24 protein-coding genes are annotated in these 24908 nt (G+C 62.3%); 9 read left to right on the top strand and 15 right to left on the bottom strand.

The window, feature by feature from the left end:
• Window positions 1–11: 11 nt before the first annotated feature.
• The 8 genes from PMI07_RS05200 to PMI07_RS05165 form a co-directional block, all read right to left on the bottom strand.
• Complete coding sequence (locus tag PMI07_RS05200; protein ID WP_007765488.1) at window positions 12–1523, bottom strand: bifunctional tRNA (adenosine(37)-N6)-threonylcarbamoyltransferase complex ATPase subunit type 1 TsaE/phosphotransferase; 1512 nt, start codon at window positions 1521–1523, stop codon at window positions 12–14.
• Complete coding sequence (locus PMI07_RS05195; RefSeq protein WP_007765491.1) at window positions 1520–3994, bottom strand: PAS domain-containing sensor histidine kinase; 2475 nt, start codon at window positions 3992–3994, stop codon at window positions 1520–1522. Before PMI07_RS05195 ends, PMI07_RS05200 begins: the two co-directional genes overlap by 4 nt.
• Before the next feature lie 394 nt (window positions 3995–4388).
• Window positions 4389–5789, bottom strand: coding sequence for an adenosylhomocysteinase (gene ahcY, locus PMI07_RS05190; RefSeq protein ID WP_007765496.1), 1401 nt, complete (start codon window positions 5787–5789; stop codon window positions 4389–4391).
• A gap of 176 nt (window positions 5790–5965) precedes the next feature.
• Window positions 5966–6244 carry an HPr family phosphocarrier protein gene (locus PMI07_RS05185; protein WP_037085251.1) on the bottom strand — a complete coding sequence of 93 codons (279 nt, stop codon included), beginning with the start codon at window positions 6242–6244 and terminating at the stop codon, window positions 5966–5968.
• A 14-nt stretch (window positions 6245–6258) separates the two neighbouring features.
• Window positions 6259–6660, bottom strand: a complete 402-nt coding sequence (locus tag PMI07_RS05180) for a PTS sugar transporter subunit IIA (RefSeq protein WP_007765502.1) — start codon at window positions 6658–6660, stop codon at window positions 6259–6261.
• Window positions 6661–6786: 126 nt separating this feature from the next.
• Complete coding sequence (locus tag PMI07_RS05175; protein ID WP_007765504.1) at window positions 6787–7251, bottom strand: serine kinase of the HPr protein, regulates carbohydrate metabolism; 465 nt, start codon at window positions 7249–7251, stop codon at window positions 6787–6789.
• Window positions 7248–9002: a sensor histidine kinase gene (locus tag PMI07_RS05170; protein ID WP_245277104.1), complete on the bottom strand. Its 1755-nt coding sequence runs from the start codon at window positions 9000–9002 to the stop codon at window positions 7248–7250. The genes PMI07_RS05175 and PMI07_RS05170 overlap by 4 nt, the downstream gene beginning before the upstream one ends.
• 104 nt (window positions 9003–9106) lie before the next feature.
• The gene (locus tag PMI07_RS05165; protein ID WP_113126990.1) at window positions 9107–9835 is read right to left on the bottom strand and encodes a response regulator transcription factor; all 729 of its coding nucleotides are present in this window, start codon (window positions 9833–9835) and stop codon (window positions 9107–9109) included.
• Window positions 9836–10163: 328 nt separating this feature from the next.
• Between PMI07_RS05165 and PMI07_RS05160 the strand changes: the two genes are divergently transcribed.
• The 3 genes from PMI07_RS05160 (at window position 10164) to PMI07_RS05150 (ending at window position 13037) form a co-directional block, all read left to right on the top strand.
• Window positions 10164–11777, top strand: coding sequence for a phosphoenolpyruvate carboxykinase (locus PMI07_RS05160; protein WP_024163575.1), 1614 nt, complete (start codon window positions 10164–10166; stop codon window positions 11775–11777).
• Between the two features lie 169 nt (window positions 11778–11946).
• Window positions 11947–12381, top strand: a complete 435-nt coding sequence (gene arfB / locus PMI07_RS05155; RefSeq protein ID WP_007751632.1) for an alternative ribosome rescue aminoacyl-tRNA hydrolase ArfB — start codon at window positions 11947–11949, stop codon at window positions 12379–12381.
• 14 nt (window positions 12382–12395) lie between these two features.
• Entirely contained in the window at window positions 12396–13037 is a 642-nt protein-coding gene (locus tag PMI07_RS05150; protein WP_007751634.1) for an alpha-ketoglutarate-dependent dioxygenase AlkB, read from the top strand.
• A gap of 1 nt (window position 13038) precedes the next feature.
• Here the strand turns inward: PMI07_RS05150 and coaA are convergent, their stop codons facing one another.
• From coaA to hisB, 7 genes are read right to left on the bottom strand one after another with little or no spacing between them, the layout of a single operon-like run.
• The gene (coaA, locus tag PMI07_RS05145) at window positions 13039–14034 is read right to left on the bottom strand and encodes a type I pantothenate kinase (protein ID WP_007751641.1); all 996 of its coding nucleotides are present in this window, start codon (window positions 14032–14034) and stop codon (window positions 13039–13041) included.
• Window positions 14031–14354 (bottom strand): phosphoribosyl-ATP diphosphatase, encoded by a 324-nt coding sequence (locus tag PMI07_RS05140; protein ID WP_007751647.1) that lies wholly within the window; start codon window positions 14352–14354, stop codon window positions 14031–14033. The genes coaA and PMI07_RS05140 overlap by 4 nt, the downstream gene beginning before the upstream one ends.
• Window positions 14355–14372: 18 nt before the next feature.
• Entirely contained in the window at window positions 14373–15149 is a 777-nt protein-coding gene (gene hisF / locus PMI07_RS05135; protein WP_007751650.1) for an imidazole glycerol phosphate synthase subunit HisF, read from the bottom strand.
• Complete coding sequence (hisA, locus tag PMI07_RS05130; RefSeq protein ID WP_007751653.1) at window positions 15146–15889, bottom strand: 1-(5-phosphoribosyl)-5-[(5-phosphoribosylamino)methylideneamino]imidazole-4-carboxamide isomerase; 744 nt, start codon at window positions 15887–15889, stop codon at window positions 15146–15148. Before hisA ends, hisF begins: the two co-directional genes overlap by 4 nt.
• Window positions 15890–15918: 29 nt before the next feature.
• Window positions 15919–16569, bottom strand: a complete 651-nt coding sequence (gene hisH, locus PMI07_RS05125; protein ID WP_007751656.1) for an imidazole glycerol phosphate synthase subunit HisH — start codon at window positions 16567–16569, stop codon at window positions 15919–15921.
• Window positions 16569–17060 carry a DUF2628 domain-containing protein gene (locus PMI07_RS05120; RefSeq protein ID WP_007751658.1) on the bottom strand — a complete coding sequence of 164 codons (492 nt, stop codon included), beginning with the start codon at window positions 17058–17060 and terminating at the stop codon, window positions 16569–16571. Before PMI07_RS05120 ends, hisH begins: the two co-directional genes overlap by 1 nt.
• Window positions 17061–17079: 19 nt before the next feature.
• Complete coding sequence (gene hisB / locus PMI07_RS05115) at window positions 17080–17688, bottom strand: imidazoleglycerol-phosphate dehydratase HisB (RefSeq protein WP_007751661.1); 609 nt, start codon at window positions 17686–17688, stop codon at window positions 17080–17082.
• A 189-nt stretch (window positions 17689–17877) separates the two neighbouring features.
• Between hisB and hslV the strand changes: the two genes are divergently transcribed.
• From hslV to PMI07_RS05085, 6 genes are all read left to right on the top strand, one after another.
• Entirely contained in the window at window positions 17878–18405 is a 528-nt protein-coding gene (gene hslV / locus PMI07_RS05110) for an ATP-dependent protease subunit HslV (protein WP_007751667.1), read from the top strand.
• Entirely contained in the window at window positions 18398–18916 is a 519-nt protein-coding gene (locus tag PMI07_RS05105; RefSeq protein WP_007751669.1) for a GNAT family N-acetyltransferase, read from the top strand. The genes hslV and PMI07_RS05105 overlap by 8 nt, the downstream gene beginning before the upstream one ends.
• On the top strand, window positions 18913–20220 hold the full coding sequence (hslU, locus tag PMI07_RS05100) for an ATP-dependent protease ATPase subunit HslU (protein ID WP_007751671.1): 1308 nt from the start codon (window positions 18913–18915) through the stop codon (window positions 20218–20220). Before PMI07_RS05105 ends, hslU begins: the two co-directional genes overlap by 4 nt.
• A gap of 213 nt (window positions 20221–20433) precedes the next feature.
• Window positions 20434–21369 carry a DUF1402 family protein gene (locus PMI07_RS05095; protein ID WP_024163574.1) on the top strand — a complete coding sequence of 312 codons (936 nt, stop codon included), beginning with the start codon at window positions 20434–20436 and terminating at the stop codon, window positions 21367–21369.
• Window positions 21370–21413: 44 nt separating this feature from the next.
• Window positions 21414–22832 (top strand): cytochrome P450, encoded by a 1419-nt coding sequence (locus PMI07_RS05090; protein WP_007751615.1) that lies wholly within the window; start codon window positions 21414–21416, stop codon window positions 22830–22832.
• Between the two features lie 53 nt (window positions 22833–22885).
• Window positions 22886–24904, top strand: coding sequence for a hydantoinase/oxoprolinase family protein (locus PMI07_RS05085; protein ID WP_007751612.1), 2019 nt, complete (start codon window positions 22886–22888; stop codon window positions 24902–24904).
• Window positions 24905–24908 lie beyond the last annotated feature (4 nt).

The raw sequence follows: 24908 nt of genomic DNA, 5'->3' as shown, positions 1-24908 counted from the left end.
GGCAACCGTATCTATGATTCGGGCAGTTCTATTCCAGCCCGACGGCACCAATCGCGCAAGGGGCTGAGCACATCGTGCTTAAGCGCCGTCGCGAGATGGCGGAGCGTCCGCGGCATGTGCTTCAGATAGCCCGGCTTGCCATCCCGCTGCAAGAGCCGCACCCAGAGACCGGCAAGCTTGCAATTGCGCTGCGCCGCCATGATCGCCCAGGCCTTCAGGAAGGTTGGCTCGTCGAAGGCCCCGAGTGCGCGGCGGAGCGTCACGTAATCAAGCATGAGCTGATCGGCGAGGGCCTTCGGGATGTCGACGCGCGCATCCTGGACGATCGAGGCGAGATCGTAGGCAGTGGGGCCGATCATCGCATCCTGGAAATCGATCAGGCCGACACGGCGCACGCCCGATTCATGGGGCCGCCAGATGATGTTCGGCGAATGGAAATCGCGCAGCAGCAGGTTTTTCTCGACGCCGTCGAGTTCGCGGACCAGGTTGTCCCAGATCTCCAGATATTCCTGCCGTTCCTCGTCGGTCGCAGGCGTGCCGCGCTTCCAGGGCAGATGCCAGTCGATCAGCAGCCGGGCTTCCATCTTCATCGCCGTCGGATCGAAATCTGGGATGTGATGGATATGCCCGTCGCCGACCGGCAGGTCCTGGCGCATCTCGTGGCTGTGCAGGAAGGCGAGGCAGACGATGCTTTCGCGGTACCGCTCCTCGATCGGGTTTCCGTCTTCGTCGACGGCACCTTCTTCGCCGAGATTTTCGATCAGCAGGATGCCCTGGTCGTAATCCACATGCAGAACTTCCGGTGCCGCAAGGCCGAGTTCCCGCAGATATTCGTCGATCGCCACGAAGGGGTAGGGGTCTTCGGCGAGATGCGCGACCTTGGGATAGGGCTTCCCGTCGAGAACCGGCGGCCCTTGCGCCGGGCGCGGCCAGTCCATCAGGATCAGCGTTTCGCCGTTTGCGATTGTCACGCTCTCATAGGCTCGCGTCGAGGCGTCGCCGGTGAGGAAACGCCGCCGGGCGCCGGGATAGCCATGGCTGTCGAGGAATTCGCGGATCGCCAGCACGCGGCGGATGCGCTGCATCTGCGCGTCCGGTGCGGTGATCGTCGCGGTCCGGCCGCTGCCGGACTGTTCGAGCCGAAGCTGGATGCGGGTCTGCGGCAGCAGGTCGTCGGCGACCTCGGGCCATTCCACCAGGCAGATGCCGGTGGAAAGCGCCTCGTCGAAACCAAGCTCGTCCAGCTCGGAGGAATCCCCCAGCCGATAGAGATCGAAATGCGAGACCGGGATGCGCAGCTCGTAACTCTGCACCAGCGTGAAGGTCGGGCTCGGCACTTCGAGTTCGCCGTCATCCGCAAGCGCGCGCAAAAAAGCCCGGGCGAAGGTCGATTTGCCGGCGCCGAGATCGCCGGAAAGGGCGATCCAGTCGCCCTTGTTCAGCGCCAATGCCAGGTCTTCGCCGAGGCGGATCGTTTCGGCCTCGTCGGCAAGCGTCAGGGTAAGAGCTGCCTCACCAATCATTCGGCGGCGACGGACCGCGCCGTCGTGCCGCTCGGAATGCGGCACGTAACCGTGGTTCCCTGGCCGGGCTTGCTGTCGATAGCCACATCGCCGTGATGCAGCGTCACGAAGCTCTCGACGATCGAAAGGCCAAGGCCTGCGCCGGAGCGCTTGCCACCCTTGGCATTGGCCGAGAAGCGGTCGAACACCGTTTTCAGAACATCTTCCGGAATGCCAGGACCCTTGTCGGTCACCGAGAAGAACACGTCGCTATGAGTGCGCCAGCAGTTCAGCGTGATGGCAGAACCTTCAGGTGCGAAATTGGTGGCATTGGTGAGCAGCTTGATGAGAATCTGCTTCAGCCGCTGCTGGTCGGCGACGATCGTGCCGAGCCCGGCCGGTGCGGTGATCGCCAGCGCCACGCCGTTCTCGTGCAAGCGATCTGCGATCTGCATGGCCACGTCGTCGAGTAGTTCGTCGATCGACATTTCCGAATAGTTGAGCTGCATGATGCCGGCATCGACCGTCGCCAGATCGAGGATGTCGTTGACGATCGTCAGCAGCACCGAGGACGATGTCGAGATATGGTCGATATATTCGGCCTGCCGATCGTTCAACGGGCCGATGCCCGGCGTCTTCAGGAGATCGGTGAAGCCGATGATATTGGTCAGCGGAGAGCGCAGTTCGTAGGAAACGTGCTGGACGAAATCGTTCTTGAGCTCGTCGGCCTTCTGCAGCGCCTCGTTCTTCTCCTTGAGCGCCCGTTCCGCCCTGGCACTCGCCGTCATGTCGACGAAGGTCAGCATCGTCTGGGCGTTCGGCAGCGGCGTCACGGCGTAATCGAGGATCAGGCCGGAATAGAGTTCGAACGTGCCCTGCAGCGAGGGGCGCTCGTCATCGAAATTGGTCAGCATCTGGCCGAAGCGGCGCCAGCCGTCCGGTTTGTCGTAGGAAGGCGAGCACGCGGTCTCGATCGCCTTGATATGCGTACCCGGCTTGGATTCCTCGGCAGTGATGCCCCAGAGCGCCCGGAAGGCCGGGTTCGAGAGGCGGATGCGTCCGTCCGGCCCGAAGACGGCGACGCCTTCGGACAGATGGTCGATGGTTTCGCCCTGGACCTGGACCAGCGTGTTGTAACGGGTCTCGAGATCCACCTGTTCGGTGAGGTTCTCGAACACCCAGGTGGCGCCGCCCTGCGGATGCGCGGTGGCAATGACGCGCAGCGTCTGGCCGTTCGGCAGGTGCCAGAGGTCGGTCTGGGTCTCCGGAGACTGGTAGACGGAAAGTGCCGCCTCCTTCCAGCTCCGCCAGCTGAGCTGTTCCGGCAGCTTGCCGTCGCTTCTGAGCTTGTCGAGCAGCTCGCTGTTATCGGGCCGCGAATCGAGGAAAGGAAGCGTGAAACCCCAGAGCTGCACGAAAGCCTGGTTGTAGAACTGCAGCCGGCGGTCGCCGTCGAAGATGGCGACGGGCGTTGCCAGATGGTCGAGCGTTTCCGCGTGGCTCTTGAGGGTCCGCTTGAGTTCCTCGCGCACCGCTTCCGCCTCGGAAACGTCGATCGCAAGGCCCGTGGAACCGCCCGGCACAACGACGTCGACGACGTCGAACATGGTGCGGTTGCCGTGCACGACCGTGGAAATCCGGTCATGGAAAGGCGAGGTGGACGTCGCCGTCGCCCGGATCTTTTCGCGGGCGATCGAGCCGAGGAACTCGCGACCGTCTTCGATCGCCTGTGCCGGCGTCGAAGCCTCCACGGCATCGCCATAGGCGTGGTTCACCCAGGTGAGCTTGCCCTGCGTATCGCGGCGCCAGACCGGCTGCTCGATGGCGTCGAGCAGGGAATGGAACAGCATGATCGAGTTGGTCAGCCGCTCACGCTCGATCTTGAGCTCGGCGAGTTCGGCGCGCAGATTGTTGAGTGCGATGAAACGGACGAAGGCCTTGCCGCCCGAAACCCGGCCCTGCACTTCCAGGATCTCGTCGCGATTGGTTTCCACCACCGTGTCGAAGGAGCGGGCTTCGACCCGCAGCAGCTCGATCGATTTTTCGAGCTCGCTGGCGGACGGGCCGCGCATCCAGCGGCCGAACGCGAGAAATTCGCGGTCCTGCTGCGGCGCGCCAGTTTCCGCCGGCAACTGGCCGAGGAATTCCGGTTTGGAGGAGCCGCTTTCCCATACGACGATCCGCCGGTTCTTGTCGGCGATCAGGGCTTCGAACTTGGAAATCCGCTGCTGCGCATCGGAAAGGGCGCTGCGCATTTCCTGGGATTCGGCTTCCATATTGCCGCGCTGACGCACCAGCCAGATGGCCGAAAACAGGGCGGCACCGAGCGCGCCCATCACCAGCGAAGAGATGATGACTTCCGTGGAGGAGAAAAGGCGGACAGCCGCATTGCCGGACTGCTGCGCAAGCGCTGCCGTCGCGAGCCCGGAAAGGGCTGTGCCCGAGAGGAAGGCGCTGCCGAACAGCGCCAGCCGGCGAAGCTTGCCGACCATCGCGTTACCGTCCGAGGATCCGAAAACGGAACGCCCGAGAAGAGAACGCAAAGCCGGAGCTTCCGCTCCGCCGCAAAGAGGATCGGCCCGTTCTGACGAGCTCATTTTTTTTACCGACATATCCGGTCTGTCTCCGTCCAATTGCCGCTCATCGACAAGACATACCACATCGCGCCTTGCCCGTAGCCGGACGGCTCCCAATCATATGGTGGGAGCGCGACGGATGTCCGAAAACCGCGGGCGGCTTTCGGCATCACGCTCCTGGGAAGGCGCGAATCAAGTTCTAAAACAATACTTGCTTAGGGAATCGCCGGGAAGGGACGGGCCCAAAAAAGAAGCCGCAGCCTTTGTCAAGGCTGCGGCTACTATATCTTGTGGATTAACCGGCTATTGATTAATAGCGGTAGTGTTCGGCTTTGAACGGACCGGTCTGCGAGACGCCGATATAGGCGGCCTGCTCGTCGGAGAGTTCCGTCAGCTTCACGCCGAGCTTGGCGAGATGCAGGCGGGCGACCTTTTCATCGAGGTGCTTCGGCAGGATATAGACGTCGTTCTTGTACTCGCCCTGCTTGGTGAAGAGCTCGATCTGGGCCAGCGTCTGGTTGGTGAACGAAGCCGACATCACGAAGGACGGATGGCCGGTGGCGTTGCCAAGGTTGAGCAGGCGGCCTTCCGACAGAAGGATGATGCGGTTGCCCTTGGGGAACTCGATCATGTCGACCTGCGGCTTGACGTTGGTCCACTTGAGGTTCTTGAGAGCCGCAACCTGGATCTCGTTGTCGAAGTGGCCGATATTGCCGACGATCGCCATGTCCTTCATCGCGCGCATGTGGTCGATGCGGATGACGTCCTTGTTGCCGGTCGTGGTGATGAAGATGTCTGCGCTTTCGACCACGTCTTCGAGGACGACGACTTCGAAACCGTCCATGGCGGCCTGGAGGGCGCAGATCGGGTCGACTTCGGTGACCTTGACGCGGGCGCCGGCGCCGGCGAGCGAAGCAGCCGAACCCTTGCCGACGTCACCGTAACCGCAGACGACGGCAACCTTGCCGGCCATCATCACGTCGGTGCCGCGGCGGATGCCGTCAACCAGCGATTCCTTGCAGCCGTACTTGTTGTCGAACTTCGACTTGGTGACAGAGTCGTTGACGTTGATCGCCGGGAAGGGGAGCAGGCCCTTCTTGGACAGTTCGTAGAGGCGGTGAACGCCCGTCGTGGTTTCTTCGGTAACGCCCTTGATCGCGTCGCGCTGCTTGGTGAACCAGCCGGGCGAAGCCTTGAGGCGCTTCTTGATCTGCGCGATGAGGATTTCTTCTTCTTCCGAGGTCGGGTTCGAAAGAACGTCCTCGCCGGCTTCGGCGCGGGCGCCGAGCAGGATGTACATGGTGGCGTCGCCGCCGTCATCGAGGATCATGTTGGAGAGGCCGCCATCGGCCCACTGGAAGATCTTGTCGGTATAATCCCAGTACTCGGTCAGCGATTCGCCCTTGACGGCGAAAACCGGGATGCCGGCGGCAGCGATGGCCGCAGCAGCATGGTCCTGGGTCGAGAAGATGTTGCAGGACGCCCAGCGGATTTCCGCGCCGAGATGCTGGAGTGTCTCGATCAGAACGGCCGTCTGGATGGTCATGTGGAGCGAACCCGAGATGCGGGCGCCCTTCAGCGGCTTCGACGTGCCAAATTCGGAACGGCACGACATCAGGCCCGGCATTTCGGTTTCTGCGATGTCGAGCTCCTTGCGGCCGTAGGCGGCAAGATTGATATCCGCGACGACATAATCCTTCTCAGTGCTCATAAAGCTCTCCATGTTCGGTGGTGCCTTCTCCGGCGGGGCGTACCGACGGATGTGGCAAGACCCGCTTTGGCCAAGCGGAAACTGGCCAGCGGTTTAGCAGGCTTCCCGCAAGCTGGCAACGGGATATAAAGAAGTCTTTATATGTTTATGTCGATAGAATGCTGGTCGCGAGCGGGTCAGGCTTCTTCGCCGAACTTGTTGGCGACGAGTTGTTCCAGCGCATTCAGCGCGTCTTCGGCCTGATTGCCTTCCGCGGAGACTTCGATCGTGCAGCCGGTGCTGGCGGCCAGCATCATCAGGCCCATGATGGACGTGCCCCCGACCGTCGTTCCATCCTTGGAAACGGTGATCTCGGCATCGAAGCTTTCCACCATCTGCACGAACTTGGCAGAGGCGCGCGCATGCAGGCCGCGTTTGTTGACGATCAGGAATTCACGGGGAGAGGGAGATGACATCCGGGTCTGGGTTCTCATTTGCCGCTGAGGACGCGGCTTGCGACATTGATGTATTTACGACCGGCTTCGGAGGCTTCGACGAGTGCCCGGTCCATGTTGTTGTCGCTGCGCACGCCGGCAAGCTTGATCAGCATCGGCAGGTTCATGCCGGCGATGACTTCGATCCGGCCGCTTTCCATGACGGAAATGGAAAGGTTGGAGGGCGTGCCGCCGAACATGTCTGTCAGAATGATGACGCCATGACCCTCATCGGCATTGGTGACGGCATCGACAATGTCCTGCCGCCGCTGATCCATGTCGTCCTCGGGACCGATTGATACGGTCTCTATGAATTTCTGAGGTCCGACGACATGCTCGACCGCATGACGAAATTCCTCAGCCAGCTTGCCATGAGTGACAAGCACTAGTCCGATCATGAAAACTGCCCCCTGCTATGGAAACTCGGCGCCATTATCGCATTGCAACAAAGCGGTCCAGCGGTGGGATGCCATCTTCTCCAAGTAGATTCGAAGTTCAAGTCAAAAAATCAGGCTTCCGGACGATCAAAACGGCATCTCATGGTGAAAATCAGGTGCAAATGCCGCCAGAATGGCCAGTGGATCAGGTGCACCGCGCCATATCCGGACAAGCGGAAGGTCACCCATACCGGGGATCCGGAAACGTTCGTTCTCCGGTGGAAACCGTTCGCTTTCCGGCAGCGAGATGACTTCGACCGCCAGGTCCAGCGCTGCGGCCGAGATGCTTTCCACAGGGACGATGCCGCTGCCGCGCAGTTCGATGAGGCCGGCGATCGCTTCCGGCCGGGTCGCGAGCAGGTGATCGCCGTGGCGCGAGACGAGGACCTGGTCGTCGGCGAGCAGAGCCGCGAAAGCGCCCTGGCGTCTGGCCGTGGCGATGCAGGTGAAGGCCAGCATGGATTTGCCGCTTCCGGACGGGCCGGTGAAGAGGAGGCCCCTGGTGCCGATCACGATAGCGGTCGCGTGGATATTGACTGGCGCCCGGCTCATTGGCCTTCGCCGCCCGGCAGGGACAGTGTGAAGCGGGCGCCGGTCATGGCGCCCGTCTTGGCGTCGTGCACGTTTTCCGCCTTAAGCGAGCCGCCATGGGCCTCCGCGATCTGCCGGCTGATCGACAGGCCAAGGCCGGAATTCTGGCCGAAACTCTCGCCATCCGGCCGGTCCGTGTAGAAGCGTTCGAAGATCCGGTCGATATCCTCGGCCTGGATGCCGGGTCCGTTGTCTTCCACCGTCACGGTCACCCGGTCCCTTATCCGTGACAGCCGGATGCCGATGCGGCCGCCCTTTTCGGGCACGAAGGATCGCGCGTTTTCGATGAGATTGGTGATGATCTGCCCGAGGCGAAGATCATGGCCGTTGACGAGGTAAGCGAATTTGTTGCCCGCCTTGCTGTCCACGGTGAGGCCGATCTCCACCGGCTTGCGGCCGGTGCGGATCTGCCGGGAAATATCGACCAGATTGCCGAGCAGGTTTTCCATGTCGACCGGGGTCGAATCCGAGCGGGCAAGCTCGGCGTCCAGCCGGGAGGCATCGGAAATGTCGCTGATCAGGCGGTCAAGACGGCGCACGTCGTGGAAGATGATTTCCGTCAGCCGCTGTTTCGACTCCTCGGATTTTGCCAGCGGCAGGGTCTCGACGGCGCTGCGAAGCGACGTCAGGGGGTTCTTCAACTCGTGGCTGACATCGGCCGCAAAACTCTCGATCGCGTCGATGCGGTCGTAAAGGGCGTTGGTCATCTCGCGAAGCGCGATGGAAAGATTGCCGATTTCATCCTGGCGATAGGAGAAGTCCGGGATTTCCTCGCGCTGCTTGGCGCCGCGCCGCACCCGGATCGCCGCAGCCGCCAGACGCCGCAGCGGATTGGCGATGGTCGAGGAGAGCAGCAGCGAGAGCAGGATGTTGACGAGCGTCGCCACGCCGAAGACGCGCAGGATCGCCAGCCGTTCCGCGTGCACGATCTTGTCGATGTCGCCGGCTTGGGTCGACAGAAGAAGCACGCCGAGCACCGCGCGAAAACGCTGGACCGGTACGGCGACCGAGACGATCAGCTCGCCGCGCTCTGTAACCCGCACGAGCGCGCCGCGCACGCCCGTCAGCGCGTTCATGACTTCCGGATAGATCGAACCGTCGCCACCCGGCGCTTCCTTGTAGACCGGCAGGTTGCCGGGCTGCAGCAGGCGGTTGATGAGGCCTGCGAACCATTCGCTCCAGGTCTGCGTTTCGTTTTCCACCGGCGGCAGGTCGAAACGCAGCACCTGGCCGCGCGAATAGAGGTGCCGGGAATCGAGCAGCAGGTTGGCGTCGGCATCGAAAATCCGGGCACGGGTGCGGGTCGGCGAAATCAGCCGCCTCAGGACCGGCGCGACGCGCTCGGGATCGATCGGGAAATCCAGGTCCTCGTCGTTTGGCACCGGCGTGATGCTCTGGCCGGCCTGCAGCTCGAGGAGTTTCTGCGGATCGATGGTGATCGAGTTGGTGTCCACCGAGGCGGAGGCGGAAATCGCCCCGGCGATGATCTCGCCCTGGGTCAGCAGGCTTTCGACGCGGGCGTCGATCAGCCCCTCGCGGAACTGGTTGAGGTAGAGAATGCCGGCGACCAGCACCACGGTCGCGGCGATGTTGAAGAACAGGATGCGGCGGGTAAGGCTCGAAAAGACCGCGTGGCCGAACACCCGGCGAATGAGCGTGAAAGGTCGCGACCAGAACCGCCGCGGCGCGCGGCGGGCTTCGGTCTTCTCCACCCTCGCCAGGTCACTGTCGAATGTTTGATCTGCCACTGCAGTCCTTCCACCGGGCCAGCTTAACGCTGGTCCGGCCGTGGCCTCAAGTTAACCTTTCGCAAGGATCAAGCTGCCTCGCGGAATCGGTAACCCACGCCGTAAAGCGTTTCGATCATGTCAAAGTCGGTGTCGACCATCTTGAACTTCTTGCGCAGCCGCTTGATGTGGCTGTCGATGGTGCGGTCGTCGACATAGACCTGCTCGTCATAGGCGGCATCCATCAGCGCGTCGCGGCTTTTGACCACGCCGGGCCGCTGGGCCAGCGAATGCAGGATCAGGAACTCGGTCACCGTCAGCGTCACCGGCTCGCCCTTCCAGGTGCAGGTATGGCGCTCCTGGTCCATGGCAAGCTGGCCGCGCTCGAGTGTGCGGGCCGCCTGCGCGTCGGCCGCGGCCTTGGTGCCGGTACCGCCTGCCGCCTGCGCCTCACGGGCGCCGGCGCGGCGCAGGATCGCCTTGACCCGCTCCACCAGCAGGCGCTGCGAGAACGGCTTGGTGATGAAGTCGTCGGCGCCCATCTTCAGCCCGAACAGCTCGTCGATCTCTTCATCCTTGGAGGTGAGGAAGATCACCGGCAGGTCGGACTTCTGCCGCAGGCGGCGCAGCAGCTCCATGCCGTCCATACGTGGCATCTTGATATCGAAGATCGCCAGCTGCGGAGGGCGGGCGATCAGCCCGTCGAGCGCGGAAGCGCCATCCGTATAGGTTTCGACCTTGTATCCTTCCGCCTCGAGTGCAATCGACACCGACGTCAGGATATTGCGGTCGTCATCTACGAGCGCGATTGTTTGCATGCTCTCCATCTCCGTCATCATCTATGCGCATCTCCTGGTATAGACCCCAGCCAGGCGGCATGAGCCGACGCGCTTCTTGAGTATAAAGGTGGAACAAATTGTGGCAAAGATAAAGAGCCCGCTTACGATAGCGCGTTTTGGCAATCAGGTTTAAGATAGGGCAGATGCGGATTGAAACAGTTCCTAAACCGATTTAAAGAGGAATAAAATTTTTTAAATCGATTAAATAATTGATATTATTAAAGAATTTTCCGGGGGCCTCTTGCCCTTTTGGAAATCAGTCATTAATTTCGCGTCAGTTCCCACGGCAAGCTGAAGGAGTGCGCGCATGGAGGAGTTTGGACTTCACAACCCGTCCAAGGGTTTAGCGGCGATCGGTCTCGGCGGTGTATCGCGTGTTTATTACAATTCGTCCGAGGTCGAACTGTATGAAGAAGCAATCCGCCGCGGTGAAGCCGATCTGACGATCGACGGTGCGCTGCGCGCCGTTACCGGCCAGCACACCGGCCGCTCCCCCAAGGACAAGTTCATCGTCCGCGACGCCGGCACGGAGAAACGCGTCTGGTGGGGCGCCGACAACAAGCCCATGAAGCCCGAACACTTCGAAGCCCTCAAGAAGGACATGCTCGCCCATGCGGCCGGCAAGACGCTGTTCGTCCAGGATCTGGTCGGCGGCGCCGATGCCGAATACGCCCTTCCGACCCGCGTCGTCAGCGAATTCGCCTGGCACGCCCTGTTCATCCGCAATCTTCTGATCCGCCCGGATCGCGCCACGCTCGAAAGCTTTGAAGAAAAGCTGACGATCATCAACCTGCCGAGCTTCAAAGCGGATCCCGGCCGTCACGGTTGCCGCACGGAAACTGTGATCGCCTGCGATTTCACCAACGGCCTGATCCTGGTCGGCGGCACGTCCTATGCCGGCGAGAACAAGAAGTCGGTCTTCTCCGTTCTGAACTATTTCCTGCCCGAAGAAGGCGTCATGCCGATGCATTGCTCGGCCAATGTCGGTCCGAATGGCGACACGGCATTGTTCTTCGGCCTGTCCGGTACCGGCAAGACCACGCTGTCGGCCGACCCGAACCGCACGCTGATCGGTGACGACGAACATGGCTGGGGCAAAAACGGCGTCTTCAACTTCGAAGGCGGCTGCTATGCCAAGGCCATCAACCTGTCTGCCGAAGCCGAGCCGGAAATCTATGCCGCGACCCGTCGTTTCGGCACCGTGATCGAAAACGTCGTGCTCGACGAGAACCGGGTTCCGGATTTCGACGACGATTCGCTGACCGAGAACACCCGCAGCGCCTATCCGCTGCATTTCATCCCGAACGCTTCGAAGACCGGCACCGCGCCGCAGCCGAAGTCGATCATCATGCTGACCGCCGATGCCTTTGGCGTCATGCCGCCGATCGCCAAGCTGACGCCTGAACAGGCCATGTACCATTTCCTTTCCGGCTACACCGCCAAGGTCGCCGGCACGGAAAAGGGTGTAACCGAGCCGGAAGCGACGTTCTCAACCTGCTTCGGCGGTCCGTTCATGCCGCGCCACCCGGCTGAATACGGCAACCTGCTCAAGGAGCTGATCGCCCGTCATGGCGTCGATTGCTGGCTGGTCAACACCGGCTGGACCGGCGGCGTCTATGGCGTCGGCCGCCGCATGCCGATCAAGGCAACCCGCGCGCTCCTCAGCGCTGCCCTCGACGGCAGCCTCAAGAATGCCGAGTTCCGCACCGACCCGAATTTCGGTTTCGCGGTGCCGGTCGCCGTGGAAGGCGTCGACAATGCGATCCTCGATCCGCGCTCGACATGGGCGGATCCCGCGGCCTTCGACGCCTATGCCAAGAAGCTCGTCGCGATGTTCATCCAGAATTTCGGGCAGTACGAAGATCATGTCGACAGCAATGTGAAGGGCGCCGCTCCGGGCATCCTCGCTGCCGCCGAGTAATCCTGGCTCAATGATTCACGTGGAACCGCCGGCCCGGGGATAACACCCTTGGGCCGGCGGTTTTCTTTTTGCCGGCTTTGTGGGAAACAGGTCACCTGCCGCATGTCGCCCGGAATTGGATGCCGGTTTCGGGATTCCGGCATGCATCCAAGCTAAAGACCAGAGACCCATGGCCAGCAATCCCCTCGATATCAACAACCGCATCACCATCGCCGGATGGGAGCTGACGGAACAGTTCGTGCTGGCGGGCGGGCCAGGTGGCCAGAACGTCAACAAGGTCTCGACGGCCGTCCAGCTTTTCTACGACATCGTCAATTCGCCGTCGCTGCCGGAGCGGGTGAAGGAAAATGCCATCAAGCTCGCTGGAAAACGGGTGTCGAAGGATGGCGTGCTGATGATAGAGGCGAACCGGTTCCGCAGTCAGGAACGCAATCGGGAGGATGCGCGGGAGCGGCTGAAGGAACTGATTCTCAAGGCCGCCGAACCGCCGCCGCCGCCGCGCAAGAAGACCAAGCCCACCAAGGGATCGGTGGAACGTCGGCTGAAGGAAAAATCCGGCCGGTCGGACGTCAAGAAGATGCGCGGCCGGCCAAGCGGCGACTGACAGCGGAGATCGATTTGGCGACGCTTGCGAACGGCATCAGGCACCTTCCCGATTATCTGGACCGGCCGGCGCAGGAGCATCTGGTCGAACTGATCCGCGGTGTGGTGGCCGAGGCGCCGCTCTACACGCCCGAAATGCCCGGCACCGGCAAACCCATGTCGGTGCGCATGACCAATTGCGGCCCCCTCGGCTGGGTGACGGACAAGGATGAGGGCTATCGCTACCAGCCCTTTCATCCGGCGACGAAAAGGCCATGGCCCGCCATGCCGCGGGAACTGCTCGATCTCTGGGAAAAGCTGGGCAATTATCCGAAGCCGCCGGAAGCCTGCCTCATCAACTTCTATTCCGACGACGCCAGGATGGGCCTGCATCAGGACCGCGACGAGAACGATCTGGCCGCCCCTGTTCTCTCCGTCTCGCTCGGTAACAGCTGCCTGTTCCGGGTCGGCGGCCTGAACCGCAAGGACTCGACCTGCTCTCTCCGGCTGGCAAGCGGCGATGTCGTTGTGCTGGGCGGGGAGGGGCGCCTCGCGTTCCACGGCGTCGATCGCATTTATCCGGGCACGTCGACGCTGTTGAAGAACGGCGGACGCATCAACTTGACGCTTCGCCGCGTGAATAGCGGACGATTTAATTCAATAGCCGGCGATCGATAGTCTACAATTTACGCAGTTCGACCGTTTCCACCAGGTGATTGCGGCCCTTGCGCAGGATCAGGTCCGCCCTCGGGCGGGTCGGCACGATGTTCTGCCGCAGGTTCTTGAGGTTGATGTTTTCCCACAGACCCTCGGCGACGGCGCGGGCCGCATCCGCATCGATCGCCGCGTATTTCTTGAAGAACGAGGTCGGATCGCGGAAAGCGGTCTGGCGCAGCTTCATGAAGCGCTGGACGTACCAGTTGTGGATCTGCTCTTCATCGGCATCGATATAGATCGAGAAGTCGAAGAAGTCCGAAACGATCGGCACGATCTTGCCGTCGGCCGGCAGCGCCCGCGACTGGAGGACGTTGATGCCCTCGAAGATCAGGATGTCCGGACGATCGACCAGCGTGTATTCGTCCGGCAGGACGTCATAGGTGAGATGCGAATAACGCGGCGCCTTGACGTTCGGCTCGCCGGCCTTGATCGCCGACAGGAAGCGCAGGATGGTGCCGATATCGTAGCTTTCCGGAAAACCTTTGCGCTCCATCAGGTTTTCGCGGCTCAGCACCGCATTGGGGTAGAGGAAGCCGTCGGTGGTGATGAGATCCACTTTCGGGCTCGACGGCCAGCGGGCGAGCAGTTCCTTCAGGATACGGGCGGTGGTCGACTTGCCGACCGCGACCGAGCCGGCGATGCCGATGATGAAGGGCGTCTTGGTGATATCGGAAAGGCTCAGGAATCGGTTGCGCTGCTGGAAGAGGCGCTGTGTAGCCTCCACATGCGTCGACAGAAGGCGCGACAGCGACAGATAGATGCGCCTGACTTCGTCGAGATCGATCGGGTCGTCCAGCGAGCGCAGCCTCTGCACCTCGTCGGCGGTGAGCGTCAGCGGTGTGTCTGCCCGGAATTTTGCCCATTCCTCCGCGGTGAAGCGGTGATAGGGCGAGTAATATTCCGTGTTCGGGCCGGTTTCGGGGTCAGGCGTCTCGGCGGGCTGGGAAGCAATGCTCATGATGTCGGCCGGCTTGCCTTTTCTTGAAGGCCGGACTGGCCGGTCCTTCTCTGGAGTTCGTCGAGCACATCCTGCAACGGCACCGCTGCAATATTCAAGACGACTAAAAGATGATAGAGGAGATCGGCGCTCTCAGCGGTCAGATTCTTGCGGTCCTGCTGAATGGCAGCGATGACCGTTTCGACCGCTTCTTCGCCGAGCTTCTTTGCGGCCTTCTCCTGGCCGGCGGCGAAAAGCTTCGCCGTCCAGGATTCCTCCGGTGAAGCCTTGGCTCGCTCGGCGACGATCCGTTCAAGGTCGATCAGGGAAAATTCACTCATAACATTCTTCCCGATGGCTCAATCGAGCCGCATGGCAATGCCGTGCTCAGCCATATAATGCTTTGCCTGGCCGACCGTATAGGTCCCGAAGTGGAAAATCGATGCGGCAAGAACCGCGGTCGCATGGCCCTGTTTAATGCCGGCGACCATGTCGTCCAGATTTCCGACGCCACCCGACGCGATGACCGGGGCGCGGACGCTATCGGCAATCATGCGCGTCAGCTCCAGATCGTAGCCGCTCTTGGTGCCGTCTCGGTCCATGGAGGTGACGAGCAGTTCGCCGGCGCCCCGCTCGACCATTCCGATTGCAAATTCCAGCGCGTTGATGCCGGTCGCGTTGCGGCCGCCATGCGTGAATATCTCCCAGCGGTCCGCCTCACCGGCACCGGAGACCTTCTTGGCGTCGATCGATACGACGATGCACTGGTTGCCGAACTTGTCGGCGGCCTCCGCCACGAAATCCGGGTTGGCGACCGCCGCCGAGTTGATCGCGACCTTGTCGGCACCGGCCAGCAGCAGCTTGCGGATATCCGCGACGGCGCGCACGCCCCCGCCGACGGTGAGCGGCATGAAGCAATGTTCGGCAGTGCGGGCGACGACGTCGAAGATCGTATCGCGATTGTCCGAGGAGGCGGTGATGTCGAGGAAGCACAGCTCGTCGGCACCGGCAGCGTCATAGGCCTTGGCCGCCTCGACGGGATCGCCGGCATCGATGAGGTCGACGAAATTGACGCCCTTGACGACGCGGCCGTCTTTCACGTCCAGGCAGGGGATGACACGAGCTTTGAGGGTCATGCGGCACGTCCTTGTCTGGAGCGGATCAGGTCCAGCGCTTGCCTGGGATCGATGCGGCCGTCATAGAGCGCGCGGCCGGAAATCGCGCCTTCGAGCCGGGCAGCATCCGGCTCCAGCATGCGGCTGATATCGTCGAGCGAAGCAAGCCCGCCGGAGGCGATGACCGGGATGGAGACGGCATTGGCGAGTTCCAGCGTGGATGCCCAGTTGATGCCGGCCAGAATACCGTCGCGGTCGATATCGGTATAGATGATCGCCGAAACGCCGGCGCCTTCGAATTTCTTCGCCAGTTCGATGACGCCGAGCTCCGACGCTTCCGCCCAGCCTTCGACGGCGACCTTGCCGCCCTTGGCGTCGATGCCGACCGCGACCTTGCCGGGAAACTGCTTGCAGGCCTCGATGACCAGCGCCGGATCGCGTACCGCGACCGTCCCGAGAATGACACGAGTCAGCCCCCGCGCCAGCCAGTTTTCGATATGGTCGAGCGTGCGGATGCCGCCGCCGAGCTGCACCGGGTTCTTGGTGGCCTTCAGGATTGCATCGACGGCCGCGCCATTGACGCTTTCACCCGCGAAGGCTCCGTTCAGATCGACGACATGCAGCCACTCGAAGCCCTGGTCCTCGAAGGTTTTGGCCTGGGCAGCCGGGTCGGGATTGTAGACGGTGGCCTGGTCCATGTCGCCGAGCTTGAGGCGCACGCACTGACCGTCCTTCAGGTCGATTGCAGGAAAGAGGATCATGTCTTTGGTCCTTGGTCGTTTGCGCGAGCTCAGGGCTTCCAGCGCAGGAAATTGGAGATGAGGGCAAGACCCAATGTCTGGCTTTTCTCAGGGTGAAACTGAGAACCCGCCACGTTGTCGCGGCCGACGAAGGCCGTCATCGCGCCGCCGTACTCGGTGGTGGCGATCACGTCGCTGCGGTGCTTTGCCGCCAGATGATAGGAATGCACGAAATAGGCGTGCAGGCCATCCGACCCGGTCGGAATGCCGTCCAACAGCGGATGCGGGTGATGAATATCGAGCGTATTCCAGCCGATCTGCGGGATTTTGAGATGGGGATCGCTTGGGCTCATCTCGACGACGTCGCCTTCGATCCAGCCGAATCCCGGCGTGGTGGTCTTTTCCAGCCCGCGCGACGACATCAGCTGCATGCCGACGCAGATGCCGAGAAAGGGGCGGCCCTTGTGCTCGACCACGTCGAGGATCGCCTCGCGCATGCCCGGCACGGCATCGAGGCCGGCGCGGCAATCCGCATAGGCGCCGACGCCCGGCAGCACGATGCGGTCGGCGGTCGCCACCGCTTCGGCCTTGTCAGTGAGGTCGATCACGGCGTTGATGCCGGCTTCCCGGGCGGCCCGTTCAAAGGCCTTGGTCGCGGAACGCAGATTGCCGGACCCGTAGTCGATAATTGCGACGCGCATCAGCGTCCTCCATGTTCGAAAAGGCCCATGTGAGGGGCCTGCCATCCGGCGGCGGGCGGTTTTGCCTGTTTTGCCCACTCGGCCGAGACCGGCATCGGTTGTTGTTCCGGCTGCGGCAGGCCGGAGAAATAGATCTCCTCGGCCGTGTGCAGATCGGGAGCGGAGATCACGGTTTCCAATGTCCAGCCGCGACGGATCAGCGCTTCGGAGCGATAATGTCGGCCCTCGAGCGCGATGAGCAGGCTGATGGCGACGCCGAACAGCAGCCCGGCGGTCCAGAAGCCTGGAATCTGCATCAGTACGACGCTGCCGATCTGGCCGAGCAGAATGACGATGCCGGCGATCCACAGCCCATGCCAGAAAAGCCAGATCCACGGAAACAACAGCGCGAGCCAGGAAAACCCGTCCCGCAGGACGAGGGTTGACCGGTGATCCCTGTCGGGTCCGCTTCGCGGGTCATTGGGCGGTGTCAGAACGAGGTAGCTTCTCAAGGATCGTCTCCTCAAGCAGTCAGACCAGCATTCCCTTCGTGGAGGGAACGCGATTGGCCTGCCGCGGGTCGATTTCAATGGCGGCGCGAAGTGTCCGCGCCACGGCTTTGAAGCAGGTCTCGGCGATATGATGGTTGTTGGCGCCGTAATGGTTCAGCACATGCAGCGTGATGCCGGCATTCTGGGCCAGCGCCTGGAAGAACTCCCGCACCAGTTCCGTGTCGAACGTGCCGATCTTCGGCGCGCTGAACGCGACGTTCCAGACCAGGAATGGCCGGCCGGACACGTCGATGGCCGCCTTGGTCATTGTCTCGTCCATGGCAAGGTCGAGCGAGGCATAGCGGGTGATGCCGCGACGGTCGCCGAGCGCCCTGGAGATCGCCTGGCCGATCGCGATGCCGGTGTCTTCCACCGTGTGGTGGTCATCGATATGCAGGTCGCCCTGAACCTCGATATCCATGTCGATCAGCGAATGTCGCGAAAGCTGGTCCAGCATATGGTCGAAGAAGCCGACGCCCGTGGAAATCCTGGCCGCGCCGGTGCCGTCGAGATTGACGGAAACGGAAACGGAGGTTTCGTTGGTTTTGCGGACGATATTGCCCACGCGTGCGGTTGTCGTCTCACCCATCTGGGTCTGCTCCATGCGGTCGATCTGCGCTCCTTATCAGGCACGACATCAAATATCCAGCAAAAGCAGGGGTGTCGCCGCGGCATCGCGTCATGAGATTGCATTCGCCCTCGACCGTCTTACATAAATGCTCAACGGGGCCGAAATGCCCATAAACGAAAGCCCGGAAGACGGGCCAGCAGGTGCTTTATGACAACGATTATTACTGTGAGGAAGGGCGGCAAGGTCATCATGGCAGGCGACGGCCAGGTGAGCCTCGGCCAGACCGTGATGAAGGGCAACGCCCGCAAGGTGCGCCGCATCGGCAAGGGCGAAGTGATCGCCGGTTTCGCCGGCGCGACGGCCGATGCCTTCACGCTGCTCGACCGGCTTGAAAAGAAGCTCGAACAATATCCGGGCCAGCTGATGCGCGCCGCCGTCGAGCTCGCCAAGGACTGGCGCACGGACAAGTACCTGCGCAATCTCGAAGCGATGATGCTGGTCGCCGACAAGTCGACGACGCTGGCGATCACCGGTAATGGCGACGTGCTCGAACCGGAGCACGGAACCATCGCGATTGGTTCCGGCGGCAACTATGCCTATGCCGCCGCCCGCGCGATGATGGATACGGACAAGTCGGCCGAAGAGATCGCCAGGAAAGCGCTCGATATCGCCGCCGATATCTGCGTCTATACCAACCACAACCTGGTCATCGAAACGCTGGACGCCGATGGCTGATGGCGCCCCCCGCTACTCGTTTCGTGATGTCACCCGTGAGGATTTTCCTCTCTTGGCGACATGGCTCGTCGAGCCGCATATCGCGAAATGGTGGGGTAATGTCGACGAGGAACTGGCGAGCATCGAATATTCGATGACGAGCGTCGAGACCCGGCCGATGATCGCGGAACTGGACGGCAGGCCGATCGCCTATCTCCAGTATTACGACCCGCATCTCGAAGAGGATCATCCCTACCAGGATCAGCCGAAGGGCACGCTTGGCATCGACATCTCGATCGGCAATGCTGAGCTTGTCGGCATCGGCCATGGCAGCGCGATCATCCGCCAGCTGACCTCTGAACTTTTCGAGAACGGCGCGAAAAGGATCGTCATCGATCCGGATCCGGAGAACGCCCAGGCGATCCGCGCTTATGAAAAGGCCGGCTTCCGCTACGTCGACACCAGGACATCCATTTACGGTCCGGCCCATTTCATGGCGCTGGACGCACCAGAAGAAACGGATTTGACATGAGTAACTTTTCACCCCGGGAAATCGTCTCCGAGCTGGATCGGCACATCATCGGCCAGCACGACGCCAAGCGCGCGGTGGCGATTGCGCTGCGCAATCGCTGGCGCCGCCACCAGCTCGACGAGAGCCTGCGCGACGAAGTGATGCCGAAGAACATTTTGATGATCGGCCCGACCGGCGTCGGCAAGACGGAAATCTCCCGGCGCCTCGCCAAGCTCGCCGGTGCGCCCTTCATCAAGGTCGAGGCCACCAAGTTCACCGAAGTCGGTTATGTCGGCCGCGATGTCGAGCAGATCATCCGCGATCTCGTCGAGATCGGCATCGGCCTCGTGCGCGACAAGATGCGCGCCGACGTGCAGGCGAAAGCCCATATGAGCGCCGAGGAACGCGTGCTCGATGCACTGGTCGGCGCCACGGCCTCGCCTGCCACCCGAGACAGCTTCCGCAAGAAACTGCGCAACGGCGAGATGGATGACAAGGAAATCGACATCGAAGTGGCCGACAGCGGCTCCGGGATGCCCGGTTTTGAGATTCCCGGCATGCCGGGCGCCAATATCGGCGTGCTGAACCTGTCGGAAATGTTCGGCAAGGCGATGGGCGGCCGCACCAAGAAGGTCCGCACCACCGTCAAGAAATCCTATGGTGAGCTGATCCGCGACGAATCCGACAAGCTGATCGACAACGAAGTCATCCAGCGCGAGGCCGTCCGTTCGGTCGAGAACGACGGCATCGTCTTCCTCGACGAGATCGACAAGATCGCCGCCCGTGACGGCGGGGTCGGTGCCGGCGTTTCCCGCGAAGGCGTGCAGCGCGACCTGCTGCCGCTCGTCGAGGGCACGACGGTCTCGACCAAATACGGGCCTGTCAAAACCGACCACATCCTGTTCATCGCTTCGGGCGCCTTCCACGTCTCCAAGCCCTCCGACCTGCTGCCGGAACTTCAGGGCCGCCTGCCGATCCGGGTCGAACTGAAGCCGCTCACCAAGGAAGACTTCCGCCGCATCCTGACGGAGACGGAAGCAAGCCTCATCCGCCAGTACAAGGCGCTGATGGAAACGGAAGAACTGACGCTGGACTTCACCGAGGACGCGATCGATGCGCTGGCGGATGTTGCCGTGCACCTCAACTCCTCGGTCGAGAATATCGGCGCCCGCCGGCTGCAGACCGTGATGGAACGGGTGCTCGACGAAATCTCGTTCAATGCCCCGGATCAGGGCGGCACGACCGTGATGATCGACGCGGAATACGTCAAGAAGCATGTCGGCGATCTCGCGGCCGATACGGATCTGTCGCGCTACATTCTCTGAGTGCGCAATCGTGGCAGCCGGGCAACGTCCGGCTGCTCATTTCCGGGCACTGACGGGATTTTGATCGCCCTCGTCTCGACACGGTCCTTGCGCCTCGCGTAAGGGAAGCGCGTTTTCATGGAAATGTCCGGCGCTTGAGTGAGTCGGTCTGGAATGGCTTTAAGCATCCGGTGCCGGAGATCGGCATAGTCGAAGTCCTGGGACACGCAAATCTTGAAACGCATCCTTCTGGCCCTGATCCTTGTCGTCGCGACGTCCGCGGCCTCTTCCGCGTTTGCAGGCGGCCTCACGATGGTTCCCGAGGGAAATCGTCATGCGGAACAGCCGAAGATCCCGGGCGCCTCGGTGCGCCGGACCCGCGCCGGCCGCACCACCTTCGACGACAAATACGAAAAGATCCGTGACCTGCTGGCCTCCGACAAGAAGCTGATCGCCAAGATCAAGTCGACCGCCGCCGATTACGGCATCGATCCGATCCACATGATCGGCGCGATCGTCGGCGAGCACACCTACAATGTCGATGCCTATGACCGGCTGCAGACCTATTACGTCAAGGCGGCGGCCTATGCCGGCAACAGTTTCCGTTTCGGATACGGCGACGAGAGCATCCAGCAGTTCCTTGACCGGCCGGAATTCGGCAAATGCGACGATTTTGCCGATTCCTACAAGCTCTGGTCCTGCCGCGAAGGTGTCTGGGAAAGGAGTTTTCGCGGCCGTTCGGTCGGGGGCACTTCGTTTCCCGACAATCGTTTCAGTGCCGTCTTCTTCCAGCCCTTTTATGCCGGCCAGACTTTCGGCCTCGGCCAGGTCAACCCGCTGACGGCGCTGATGCTCTCGGACATGGTTTCCCGGAATTCCGGCTACCCGAAGCTCGACGAGAACAAGGCCGCCGTGGTCTATGACGCGATCATGGATCCGGACAAGTCGCTCGCCTATATGGCGGCCAATATCCGCCGCTCGATCGACGACTACAAGACGATCGCCGGCATGGATATTTCCCGCAACCCCGGCATCACCGCGACGCTCTACAATACCGGCGGTTCGGCGCAGCGCGCCGCGGCTCTGGCTGCCCGCGGCGGCCTGCCGGAGGAGAATTATTACGGCTGGCTGGTCAACGATAAGCTCGCCGAGTTGAAATCTCTCCTCTGACGGCTGATATACCCTCCATAGGAAACCCCTGAGGAGGGCTGTCCGTGGACATCCGCCCCGAACCCTTCGTTCCGCCGGCACCTGCGCATCGAGATCGGTTGCTGAACCCGCTTGAGGTGATCTGGACGGCGCTACGCAATCCTCTGGAGCTCTGGGGCAAGGAGTCTTACACGCAGCCCTGGCTTGAGACGAAGTTCTTCAAGGAACGGACGCTGATCGTCAATCATCCGGGTCTCATCCGGCATGTCCTGGTGGACAATGTCGGCAATTACGAAATGTCGGAGATCCGCCAGCTCGTCCTTCGCCCGATCCTCAGGGGCGGCCTGCTGACGGCCGAAGGTGAGGTCTGGAAGCGTTGCCGCAAGGCCATGGCGCCGGTCTTTACGCCCAGACATTCCCGTGGCTTTGCCGGCCAGATGCTGAGCAAGACGGAAGAGTTCTCGAAGAAATATGCCATGACCGGCGCCGCGGGCGAGGTCCTCGATATTTCCGTCGACATGACGGAGCTGACCTACGCCATCCTCGCTGAAACCCTGTTTTCCGGTGAGATTGCGGGTGAAAAGGAGACGGTCGCGGACGATGTCGATCAGCTTCTGCACCGCATGGGCCGGATCGACCCCATGGACATGCTGCGCGCGCCCCCCTGGGTGCCGCGCATAACCCGCATCGGCGGCAGGAAGATACTCGACAAGTTCCGCGGCGTGGTTGCGGAAACCATGGTTATGCGGCAGGAGCGGATGCGCAAACACCCCGACGATGTGCCGCAGGATTTCCTCACTCTGCTGCTTCAGCTGGCCGGTCCCGACGGGCTGACCATGGACGAGATCGAGGACAACATCCTCACCTTCATCGGCGCCGGCCATGAGACGACGGCCCGGGCGCTCGCCTGGACACTCTATTGCGTCGCGAAATCACCGCCCGTGCGGCAGGCCATGGAAGAAGAGATCGGCCGCGTTCTGGCGACCGGTGCCGATCCGGTCGAATGGCTGGAGCTGATGCCCTGGGTGCGGGCGTCGTTCGAAGAGGCGCTGCGGCTTTATCCGCCGGCGCCCTCGATCAACCGGGAAGCGATCAGCGACGACAGCTGGACAAGCCCGGAAGGCAAGACGATCAGGATCGATGCCGGGGTGACCGTGCTGGTCATGCCCTGGACGTTGCACCGCCACGAGCTCTATTGGGAAAAACCGCGCGCCTTCATGCCGGAACGTTTCCTGCCCGAAAATCGCGGCAAGCTGAACCGCTTCCAGTACCTGCCTTTCGGCGCCGGCCCGCGTACCTGCATCGGCGCCACCTTCGCCCTGCAGGAAGCGGTGATCGCGCTTGCGGTGCTGATGCGCGACTATCGGTTCGAAGTTACGCCCGAAACCAAGGTCTGGCCGGTCCAGAAGCTGACCACCCAGCCGCGCGATGGCTTGCTGATGCGGGTCAGTCCGCGACATGAGAGGTCTTCGCTGGCGAATTGATCTTGCCGGCCCATGCGCTATTGATCCATAGACCCGATCTTCAGGATTCTCGCGTGGCCTCATCCATTCTTCCCGGCCCCCTACTTCTCGGAATCGACACGGGAGGCACCTATACGGATGCGGTGCTGTTCCGCGAGGGCGAAGGCGTCGTCGCCAAGGCGAAATCGCTGACGACGCGGCATGACCTCGCGGTTGGCATTGCCGGTGCCGTCGATGCGGTGCTGGAGAAAAGTGCGATTTCCGCCTCGGCAATCGGACTCGTTTCGCTGTCGACCACTCTTGCTACCAATGCGCTGGTCGAAGGGCAGGGCGGTCGTGCCGCCTTGATCATGGTCGGCTTTGCAGAGGAGGATCTCACCCGTGGCGGGCTTGCGGAGGCGCTGGGAAGCGATCCGGTGATCTTCCTGCCCGGAGGCCATGACGTGCACGGCAACGAGATGCCGCTCGACATGGCGGCTCTGGAGGCGGCCATGCCGACGCTTGTCGGAGCGGCCTCCTCCTTCGCGGTCGCCGGCTATTTCGCCGTCCGGAATCCGGCTCACGAAATCCGGGTGAGGGATCGCATTCGCGCGCTTTCGCATCTGCCCGTCACCTGCAGCCACGAGCTTTCGTCGAAACTCGGCGGTCCTCGCCGCGCGTTGACCACGCTGCTGAATGCCCGGCTGGTGTCGATCATCGACCGGCTGGTCGGTTCCTGCGAAAGCTTTCTGACCGCCCGTGGCATCACGGCGCCGATGATGGTGGTGCGCGGCGATGGTGCTTTGATCTCGGCTGCCGAGGCCCGGCTGAGGCCGATCGAAACCATCCTTTCCGGTCCTGCGGCAAGCCTTGTTGGGGCGCATTTCCTGACTGGGCTCGATCAGGCGGTGGTTTCCGATATTGGCGGCACGACCACCGATGTCGCGGTTCTCGATGGCGGGCGGCCGAAACTGGCGGAGGAGGGCGCGGTGGTCGGCGGTCATCGCACGATGGTGGAGGCGGTGGCGCTGCGCACCTACGGGCTCGGCGGCGATTCCGAGGTCCATATCGACGACCGCGGCCTCGAAGCCCGGCTTACGCTCGGCCCGCGCCGGCTTCTGCCGCTGAGCCTTGCCGCAATGGCGCATGGCGAGATCATTCTGTCGACGCTGGAAAGGCAGCTGCGCGCCGGCCATGCCGGCCGGCACGACGGCCGCTTTGCGGTGCGAACTGGTGTGCCCGATGTGATGGCTCAAGGCCTGCAGCCGCCGGAACAGGCGCTTTTTACCCGCATCGGCAGCCTGCCGGTTTCGCTCAACGATCTTCTGACGATGAATTCACAGAAGGCGATTCTCGACCGGCTGGTTGCGAGAGGGCTGGTGCATCTCTGCGGCATCACCCCTTCCGATGCGCTGCACGTGCTCGGCCGCCAGAGCCAATGGCACCGAGAGGCAGCGCGGCTGGGTCTGGAGCTTGCCGCCCGGCGCAAGGACGGCGCGGGACGCGAGATTGCCGCCTCGCCGGAAGAGCTTGCGGAAAAGATCGTCAGTCGGCTGACGCGCCAGTCCTCCGAGGCCGTGCTCACTGCCTGTCTCGCCGAAGATGGCGCCGAAGCCATCGATCCCGCGGTGTCGCTCGCCGTCGACCGGGCTCTGAAACGGGTTCCCGGCATCGCCCGATTTTCCGTGTCACTCGATCGTCCGCTGATCGGGCTCGGTGCCTCGGCACCGGTCTATTATCCCGCCGTCGCCGATATGCTCGGCGCGCGGTCGGTCATCCCGACTGACGCCGATGTGGCGAATGCCATCGGCGCCGTCGTCGGCCAGGTCCGCGCCAGCGTCACCGTCGTCGTTACCTCCCCCGAGGAAGGCCGCTTTATCCTCTCCGGCGCAGGCGAGCGGCTCTCAGTCATCGGTGAGACGCAGGCGGTGGCGATGGCCCGCGAGCGCGCCATCGCGGCAGCCCTGGCGCAGGCGAATGCGGACGGCGCCAAGGATGCGGTCGTGACGGTGTCAGAAGAGCTGGATGCGCCGGAAATCGAGGGCTCACGAAAGCTGGTCGAGGCACGGATCACCGCCGTTGCGGTCGGCAGGCCGAGAATAGCCGGTTTCTGAGCGC

It is taken from the genome of Rhizobium sp. CF080 (genome assembly GCF_000282095.2).
Classification (GTDB): domain Bacteria; phylum Pseudomonadota; class Alphaproteobacteria; order Rhizobiales; family Rhizobiaceae; genus Neorhizobium.
This window is presented reverse-complemented; position numbering and strand designations above follow the sequence as displayed.

Excerpts from the sequence above, each read along its gene's own strand:
- PMI07_RS05160 (WP_024163575.1), top strand. The coding sequence starts at position 10,164 with ATGGAGGAGTTTGGACTTCACAACCCGTCCAAGGGTTTAGCGGCGATC.
- arfB (WP_007751632.1), top strand. The coding sequence starts at position 11,947 with ATGGCCAGCAATCCCCTCGATATCAACAACCGCATCACCATCGCCGGA.
- hslV (WP_007751667.1), top strand. The coding sequence starts at position 17,878 with ATGACAACGATTATTACTGTGAGGAAGGGCGGCAAGGTCATCATGGCA.
- PMI07_RS05180 (WP_007765502.1), bottom strand. The coding sequence starts at position 6,660 with ATGATCGGACTAGTGCTTGTCACTCATGGCAAGCTGGCTGAGGAATTT.
- hisB (WP_007751661.1), bottom strand. The coding sequence starts at position 17,688 with ATGGGTGAGACGACAACCGCACGCGTGGGCAATATCGTCCGCAAAACC.
- PMI07_RS05140 (WP_007751647.1), bottom strand. The coding sequence starts at position 14,354 with ATGAGTGAATTTTCCCTGATCGACCTTGAACGGATCGTCGCCGAGCGA.
- hisA (WP_007751653.1), bottom strand. The coding sequence starts at position 15,889 with ATGATCCTCTTTCCTGCAATCGACCTGAAGGACGGTCAGTGCGTGCGC.
- PMI07_RS05105 (WP_007751669.1), top strand. The coding sequence starts at position 18,398 with ATGGCTGATGGCGCCCCCCGCTACTCGTTTCGTGATGTCACCCGTGAG.
- PMI07_RS05185 (WP_037085251.1), bottom strand. The coding sequence starts at position 6,244 with ATGTCATCTCCCTCTCCCCGTGAATTCCTGATCGTCAACAAACGCGGC.
- PMI07_RS05200 (WP_007765488.1), bottom strand. The coding sequence starts at position 1,523 with ATGATTGGTGAGGCAGCTCTTACCCTGACGCTTGCCGACGAGGCCGAA.
- PMI07_RS05165 (WP_113126990.1), bottom strand. The coding sequence starts at position 9,835 with ATGCAAACAATCGCGCTCGTAGATGACGACCGCAATATCCTGACGTCG.
- hisF (WP_007751650.1), bottom strand. The coding sequence starts at position 15,149 with ATGACCCTCAAAGCTCGTGTCATCCCCTGCCTGGACGTGAAAGACGGC.
- hisH (WP_007751656.1), bottom strand. The coding sequence starts at position 16,569 with ATGCGCGTCGCAATTATCGACTACGGGTCCGGCAATCTGCGTTCCGCG.
- ahcY (WP_007765496.1), bottom strand. The coding sequence starts at position 5,789 with ATGAGCACTGAGAAGGATTATGTCGTCGCGGATATCAATCTTGCCGCC.
- coaA (WP_007751641.1), bottom strand. The coding sequence starts at position 14,034 with ATGAGCATTGCTTCCCAGCCCGCCGAGACGCCTGACCCCGAAACCGGC.
- PMI07_RS05195 (WP_007765491.1), bottom strand. The coding sequence starts at position 3,994 with ATGGTCGGCAAGCTTCGCCGGCTGGCGCTGTTCGGCAGCGCCTTCCTC.
- PMI07_RS05175 (WP_007765504.1), bottom strand. The coding sequence starts at position 7,251 with ATGAGCCGGGCGCCAGTCAATATCCACGCGACCGCTATCGTGATCGGC.
- hslU (WP_007751671.1), top strand. The coding sequence starts at position 18,913 with ATGAGTAACTTTTCACCCCGGGAAATCGTCTCCGAGCTGGATCGGCAC.